This is a genomic window from Brasilonema octagenarum UFV-OR1 (genome assembly GCF_963888615.1).
In the GTDB taxonomy this organism is placed as follows: Bacteria; Cyanobacteriota; Cyanobacteriia; order Cyanobacteriales; family Nostocaceae; genus Brasilonema; species Brasilonema sennae.
This window is the reverse complement of sequence record NZ_CAWPKW010000175.1, coordinates 1-6,741: the sequence shown is the minus strand read 5'-3', so window position 1 is coordinate 6,741 and position 6,741 is coordinate 1. Positions and strand designations below refer to the sequence as shown.

Genomic DNA, 6,741 nt, shown 5'->3' with positions numbered 1-6,741 from the left:
TCCGGATCTAACTGAGAGGGACGGAGCATAATAGCTCCTCTCGACTCAAACCACAAAAAACTGCTAGCTTTCAAAAGCCACTTCTACTGTATCTCCAAACTTGAGGTGCAACTGTGATTGTGCGTTACCGCTATTGATAGCAATTTCTACCCAGCCGTGACTTTCAACCAGTGCAATCGCATCCCCAACTTTGACATCACTATAAGTTTCACATCCTCTGATCGTTAACCCAGCTGCTTTCACACACCAAGTTTTGCCTTGGATGTAACTCCCTGGAATGTTGGTGACTAAGTTACCAAAGTGGTCAATATATTGAATCGAACCTACAATACCAGTTTCTGTTAAAATACATTCTGCTATGTCCAGTTGTACCAAAGCTGCGGAATCAATGAGATTCCCCAGTTCTGTCAAGGGGACTCCGCAGGCAAGGTGTGCAGCAACTGGTGCAAAGATATCCCTCCCGTGAAAAGTCCTGGAGGGTTCAGCAGTTCTCCAGTAATCAGGGTTTGTTAATTCTACAACTGTGATTGCCCTGAGTGAGTCTCCCCGCTGGAGCATTGCCGGACTTTGACTCAATAATCCGCTAAAGATACCATTATCTGGTCCGACTAGATACCCTTTGGCAAATTCTATTGCGATCGCCCGTCGCCTTCCTCCTACACCCGGATCGACGACTGCTAAATGCACTGTCCCATCCGGAAAGTAAGGGTAAGCATTCATCAGGCAAAACCTAGCCGCTGCAATGTTTTGCGGCGGTATTTGGTGCGTCAAGTCTATCACTCTCAGTTCTGGGTTGATTTGGGAAATGACTCCTTTCATGACGCTGACATAAATATCGCGATCGCCAAAATCGCTGAGCATAGTGATCATGAGATGAGGATGCATCTGGATGCAATATATTTCTGGTTGATTAATATATATTAAATTTATTTTGTCTGTAACATAAGCTACGAAAAATTTGTTATGTTAGGGAAAGGTGATATTTATAGAAACACAATAGGTAAACGATTAAATGATTAAGAACAGAGTGGAAGTCGTAAAAAAGGCACGGAAAACACATCAACTGAATATCATCAGAAGCTTACAACATCGCCTAGAAGTAGCTAGAGCCAAAGGCGACGACAGTTTGGTTCGCCAACTGGAAGCTGAAATGAAGTACTTTAGTTAAGTCAAGATTTTTTGTTCTAATTCATAGTTTTGTTGTGTGTTAGCCCGCTAAGCGCGGGTTTTTATTCAATTGTCTGTATATAGTTCGCGATGGATTCTCTAGATAAGAGAGAAAGGTATTAGCTAGGATCGCAGCTTGAGTGCGATCGCCTTTGGGCAGACGCAATGATGCGTATCGCGCAAATTCAAGCAAGTCAGAATGTGCGAGATTGGAATTAATGGTTCAATTAATTCCCATTGCTCTTGAGTAAGGTTGGTGGAGCACGGAGGGCTTGGATAGGAATGGGGCGGTGAACCTGATTCGGGGACTTGTGGGTTCATCAGTCACCTTAACGATTCGGCGCAACGGGCAAGAGCAAGACTATACGCTGCAACGCCGCCGTATTGAAATTAACCCAGTCCGCTTCTTTGTTGAACAAGGACCTGGCGGTGCTGTCGGCTATATTCGGTTGACTGAGTTCAATGCTAAAGCCGCTGATGAAATGCGATCAGCAATAGACAATTTAGAATCGCAGGGCGTAGTCGGCTATGTGCTGGATTTGCGGGATAACTCTGGCGGGTTGCTCGATTCCAGCATTGAGATTGCTCGCATGTGGCTTCAGGACGGGTTGATTGTGTCTACGGTCGATCGCCAAGGCGTGTCTGAGCAAGATAGCGCCAACGGAACCGCAATCACCGACAAACCTCTGGTCGTCCTAGTGAATGGAGAGTCTGCCAGTGCCAGTGAAATTCTCTCCGGTGCCCTGCAAGACAACGAACGAGCGGTGTTGGTGGGCAGCAAAACCTTTGGTAAAGGGCTGGTGCAGTCGCCGCTCGACTTGAGCGATGGCTCTGGTTTGATTGTCACCATAGCGAAGTATCTCACCCCCAGCGGTCGCGATATTAACCGCGCGGGCATCGGACCTGATGTGGATGTGGAACTCACCGATGAGCAGCAGCAAGAACTCTTCGTCCGTGCTAGTAACAAGATTGGGACTCAAGACGATTTGCAATACGTCAAAGCGCTGGAAATTCTCAACCAACAGATTGCTCAGCGGCAGGGAAGGAAAGCAGAAAGTCCTCACTTACTGGGGAAAGTAATCGAATGGAAACTGCAAGCAGATGGTAGAACTCTGCGCGATCGCCTGGTCTCCACTCGCAGGGGAACGTAATCGAATGGAAACCTGTTACACTCGTTACCTGAGAACGTAACCGTGTATATCCCCACTTGCGCTTGGAAAGTAATCGAATGGAAATAACACTTCCACAAAACCGTCATTAAAGCTATAAAACAAAACTCACCCCAAACGATCGGCACCTACATTGGGAGATGATATGAAAAAATCAATAGTTATAGCCGTTGCCAGGTAGATTAGGACATGAACTCATGAAAAAATATGGACATTACGAGACTTTCAAACTTCTTGACAAGTTAAGCATTTCCTATTCCCTGTTAAGCGTTAAGCGCGATGCACTGCGCCGCCCTGAGCTTTGTCGAACGACCGACCAAGTGTTCCCTGTTCCCTACGTCCTAATAGAGTTGGCTATAGCTATATCATTAAGGCAGCAGGGGTGCAGCCAAGCGCTCGGGTGCTCGGGTGCTTGGCTGCTCCCTTTTCCCTCTTAAAACTTCAGTTGAAATTGCGAATCTGCATCTGTATCCATTCACGATCAACGATCGCATACAGCAACGAATCTTGCCACTCACCCTTAACCCATTCATACTCTCGCAAATACCCCTCCTGTCGCATCCCGATTTTTACCAAAATTCGCATTGAGAGAGTATTTTTCGGGTTAGACGTTGCAAAAATCCGATGCATATTGAGTTGCTGGAAACCAAAGTGTAAGACTTTTCCTGCAGCTTCGGTTGCATATCCTTGCCCCCAATATTGCTTATCTAAGCTATATCCAATTGAACCTTCTAGCTTGTCTGGATTTGTTATCGAAAGGCGACAGGTACCAATGAATTGTTTGTCATCTTTTAAAGTAATTGCTAAAGTAAAATGCCGACGGGGTTGTTGGCGTTGTAATTTAATTTGTGTTTGCAAAAATAACTTGGTATCTTCTTCACTATTAGGACCAAACGGCAGATAGTGAACAACTTCTGGATCACAGGCGTAGTTATGAATTCCTTCCCAATCTGATTTTGTCAAATCCCTGAGAATAAGACGTTGTGTTTCTAGCGGTAGATTAATGTTCATCACTTAAGTAATTATTATTTGTTAATCGCTATTTGCTAATCGCACGATTCACAATTCGCAATTAGTCATCAGCTAAGAACTACAAAATTTCTTTAGCAAATTCTGTACGGAACTGATTTACCACTTTATCTAGTCCCACTGAATGCGCTGCCTTAAAAAGAATCCTATCACCTTCTTGTACAAAAGTCTTTAAAGAGGCAACTAAATCTGCATGAGTTGTAAAACACATCTGAGAAATACCTTCGGCACTCTTGGCTATGGCTAAAGCATCTTCTCCATCCACCAATACTAATAAAGCATCTAAATTTAAATTTCGCACCGTTTCTCCTACTTGCTGATGTAACTGGTGCGATCGCTCTCCCAATTCCTTCATTGCACCCAAGACAGCAATCCGTCGTTTTCCTGGTGTCTCTGCTAATAAATGTAACGCCGCTTGCATAGCTTCTGGTGCAGCATTATAAGTCTCATCTAAGATTACCACATCATTGAGTAAAGTAAAACGTTGCGATCGCCCCCCCGGCATATCAACCCTCACACCCGATTTCAAACACGACCAATCAATACCCAGCACCTTTGCCACCGCTAAAGCTGCCAAAAAGTTACTTGCGTTGTGCCGTCCTGGCAATGGTAAAGGCAATTGCATTCCTGTCACTTCCAAGGTGTCACTATCAATCAAATTGCCATGAATATCGCCACCAGAAAAGCCATAAGTCAAAACTTCTCCTTGCCAAACTCTCGCTGCTGTTTCCATCAATAGCGGATTATCATAATTGAGGATTGCCACACCATCTTTGGGCATTTGAGCCAGTAACTCACATTTTGCCTGAGCAATAGCCTCCTCTGAACCCAGTAACTCAATGTGCGCAGTTCCCACATTAGTAATGACACCAATAGTCGGACGCGCGATTTCTGTCAGTTCAGCAATTTGCCCCTTTCCCCGCATCGCCATTTCAATAACGGCGAAATCATGTTCTGCGCTCAATTGCAACAGTGTTTTTGGCACGCCAATTTCGTTATTGTAATTTCCATAAGTCTTGAGGACTGTTCCTTGTGTTGATAAAGTAGCAGCAATGAGTTCCTTGGTTGTGGTTTTACCCACAGAACCCGTAACCCCAATCACTGGAATAGAAAACTGTTCACGCCACCACCTACCAATTTTTTGATATGCTTCGAGCGTGTCTTTGACTTGTAAGACGGGAAATTTAGAATTCTCGTATTCAAAATCAACGATCGCAGCCATTGCACCTTTTTCTATTGCCATTGGCACAAAATCGTGTCCATCAAACTTTTCACCGCGTAAAGCCACGAATACTTCACCCCTGCTGAGTATACGGGAATCTGTTTCAATTCCACTGCTGAAATTTGCCAAAGCAGCTTCAGATAAGTTTGCTGCTTCGGCACAAAGAACTTCAATCAGTTGGCTAATGGTGGCAGAGAAAGGCATAAGCAATTCAAAATCCAAAATTCAGAGTGAAGTCGCCAAGAAAATCGGTGCTAGCAGGTTGTCTAGCCACCTAGTACCGCTGCTTTGGAATTCGCAAGCAGCAGAAATGGACTGCGTCCCGCTGCGCTAACAAAATTCAAAAAGCTTACATTATAAGCTTTTCGCTAATTTTGAATCGTAGCTTTATTTCCGCCTTTATTGTACTAGTAGTATGCAAATCAAATGCCTTACAGCATAACACTTAGAGCTTTTGGATTCCAAAATTTCTCGTTGAAATTCAACAAGACAGCCCAGTTAATGCCGCAACGGGTGCGGGGGTAAGGGTGTGTTGCAAGAGCGCCAAAGTCTGCCGGGGGGATACTCCCCCCGGCGTTAGCGGTTGATCGTGCCATGTCGTCGGCTGCTTTACCCCTACGGGGCGCTGAGTGCCGTAGGCTGGGTGTAGGGAACCCTCCTTCCCTCCTCATCCAAATTTGCTGACAATATAAAGTTAAGAAATGTAAAATTTTTATATGTTTTTATTAAATTTAGAATCAAAACAACTTTAAAACATTGAAAAGGTATAGCCGTTGCCAGGTAGATTAGGACATGAACTAATGAGAAAATACGGGCATCACGAGATTTTCAACCCTGTTTCGTGTTTCCTGTTAAGCGTTAAGCGTAACAACAGTCTAGAATCCTGGTTTTTTCAAAGCCAGGAGAGTTCAAATGCTAAACGTGCTGCTTTGAGGATTTCCCAAAGCAGGCAATTGGCTTTACCGTTGGGCTTTGGGGCGGGGTGAGCTATCCCCGATTTTTGACCAACATCACTTGCACAATTTGTATAGCGATATAACCAGAGATTCCCAAATCTTGAGACAAATCGTTTAAAAACTCAAGCTCTTCTTGAGGAGAAACTCCATCGGCTAAAACCAAATCGGTGGCGATCGCAAAAGCTGTTTCTCGCAAGTCGTATGGTAAAGATTCTTTGGCTGAATGAAACAAAGCATTTATGCCTTCCCACTTGAGAATATTCAGGAGTTTCTCAAACATCCTGTTTATTTCATCGTTGGAATAATATCTGAAAAGCTTCATACCCGACAGCACTGATAAAATACCACGTGCCTGCTCATCAGAGAGGTTTCCATCTGAGGCTGTAGCAGCCAAAGCAATTGCTGCGATTGCTTCCGGTTGACTCAGTGCTTCTTGAACTTGGCTTTCTCCACCAAACATTTTGTCGAATAGACCCATTACAGTTTACTCCATTGCTAGCGTCTTGATCGCGATACACTTACTCGTACTTGGGAAGTCATTGTGCGACGCTGTGAGACTTCTATATGTTTCAGTGTTCCCAAGATTTCTTGCTAGCGAACACTCAAACTTAATGGTTTTCGACAAATAATAAATTTTTGACTTCTTATCAACCCAACCTTACCTTACCAAAGCCCCTGTGCTGATAGCCTCTACAGAAAGACGACTCTTAGTGAAGTCGTCTGGTGTCTAGGCGAATACCTGTTTTTTCCATAGTTTCGATAAGTGCCAAACCTAAGCCAGAAAAGACCATAAGTAGGAGTACCGAACCCAAGAAGGCGTTTACGAGCATTTGAAGGGCTTCATCGAAAAAAATATAACTAGTCATTGTTTTGTCTCCCGAACTTATAGAGTGCTAGTACCTATTTCTTTCTTCACACCGTGATTGGCATTTTTCGTTCATAGGAGACTAGCATTTGCATCTTAACAAAACTTTAGCTCTTTCATAACGAAACTTAGATTTTTTATTCTTGAAGTTCAGATAAACTTTCAGTGCTGTTTTGTTAAACCAATTACTAAGGTGAATAACTAATAGAAAAGAAGTTTCAATAAGTCTATAGAATTTATTCATTAAATGAGTAAACTTAGTTACATGCTTACTATATGAATCCGGTTTTATTTGGTGAGACCAGTGCTTGATGAGGGTTTCCGCTCTCACGG

General features: G+C 43.7%; 6 protein-coding genes and 1 pseudogene. 2 read left to right on the top strand and 5 right to left on the bottom strand.

Annotated features, from left to right (window positions below; translation table 11 throughout):
- Positions 1-63 precede the first annotated feature (63 nt).
- Positions 64-870, bottom strand: a complete 807-nt coding sequence (locus AC5590_RS12290) for an SAM hydrolase/SAM-dependent halogenase family protein (RefSeq protein WP_211178773.1) — start codon at positions 868-870, stop codon at positions 64-66.
- Between the two features lie 142 nt (positions 871-1,012).
- Between AC5590_RS12290 and pirA the strand changes: the two genes are divergently transcribed.
- The gene (gene pirA / locus AC5590_RS12285; protein ID WP_169268733.1) at positions 1,013-1,168 is read left to right on the top strand and encodes an arginine synthesis PII-interacting regulator PirA; all 156 of its coding nucleotides are present in this window, start codon (positions 1,013-1,015) and stop codon (positions 1,166-1,168) included.
- A 259-nt stretch (positions 1,169-1,427) separates the two neighbouring features.
- Positions 1,428-2,213 (top strand): annotated as a pseudogene (locus AC5590_RS12280) (S41 family peptidase); the annotation flags it as partial.
- 564 nt (positions 2,214-2,777) lie between these two features.
- Here AC5590_RS12280 and AC5590_RS12275 read toward each other — a convergent pair.
- The 4 genes from AC5590_RS12275 to AC5590_RS12260 all read right to left on the bottom strand — a co-directional run bounded on the left by AC5590_RS12275 (position 2,778) and on the right by AC5590_RS12260 (position 6,409).
- Positions 2,778-3,350 (bottom strand): GNAT family N-acetyltransferase, encoded by a 573-nt coding sequence (locus AC5590_RS12275; RefSeq protein WP_169268731.1) that lies wholly within the window; start codon positions 3,348-3,350, stop codon positions 2,778-2,780.
- A gap of 76 nt (positions 3,351-3,426) precedes the next feature.
- Complete coding sequence (locus AC5590_RS12270; RefSeq protein ID WP_169268730.1) at positions 3,427-4,791, bottom strand: UDP-N-acetylmuramoyl-tripeptide--D-alanyl-D-alanine ligase; 1,365 nt, start codon at positions 4,789-4,791, stop codon at positions 3,427-3,429.
- Between the two features lie 783 nt (positions 4,792-5,574).
- Positions 5,575-6,021 carry a tellurite resistance TerB family protein gene (locus tag AC5590_RS12265; RefSeq protein WP_169268729.1) on the bottom strand — a complete coding sequence of 149 codons (447 nt, stop codon included), beginning with the start codon at positions 6,019-6,021 and terminating at the stop codon, positions 5,575-5,577.
- A gap of 229 nt (positions 6,022-6,250) precedes the next feature.
- Positions 6,251-6,409, bottom strand: coding sequence for a hypothetical protein (locus tag AC5590_RS12260; RefSeq protein ID WP_169268728.1), 159 nt, complete (start codon positions 6,407-6,409; stop codon positions 6,251-6,253).
- Between the last annotated feature and the right edge of the window lie 332 nt (positions 6,410-6,741).

What these genes read in the sequence shown, in the direction of transcription:
- AC5590_RS12290 (WP_211178773.1), bottom strand. Translation starts at nt 870, where the DNA reads ATGATCACTATGCTCAGCGATTTTGGCGATCGCGATATTTATGTCAGC.
- pirA (WP_169268733.1), top strand. Translation starts at nt 1,013, where the DNA reads ATGATTAAGAACAGAGTGGAAGTCGTAAAAAAGGCACGGAAAACACAT.
- AC5590_RS12260 (WP_169268728.1), bottom strand. Translation starts at nt 6,409, where the DNA reads ATGACTAGTTATATTTTTTTCGATGAAGCCCTTCAAATGCTCGTAAAC.
- AC5590_RS12270 (WP_169268730.1), bottom strand. Translation starts at nt 4,791, where the DNA reads ATGCCTTTCTCTGCCACCATTAGCCAACTGATTGAAGTTCTTTGTGCC.
- AC5590_RS12265 (WP_169268729.1), bottom strand. Translation starts at nt 6,021, where the DNA reads ATGGGTCTATTCGACAAAATGTTTGGTGGAGAAAGCCAAGTTCAAGAA.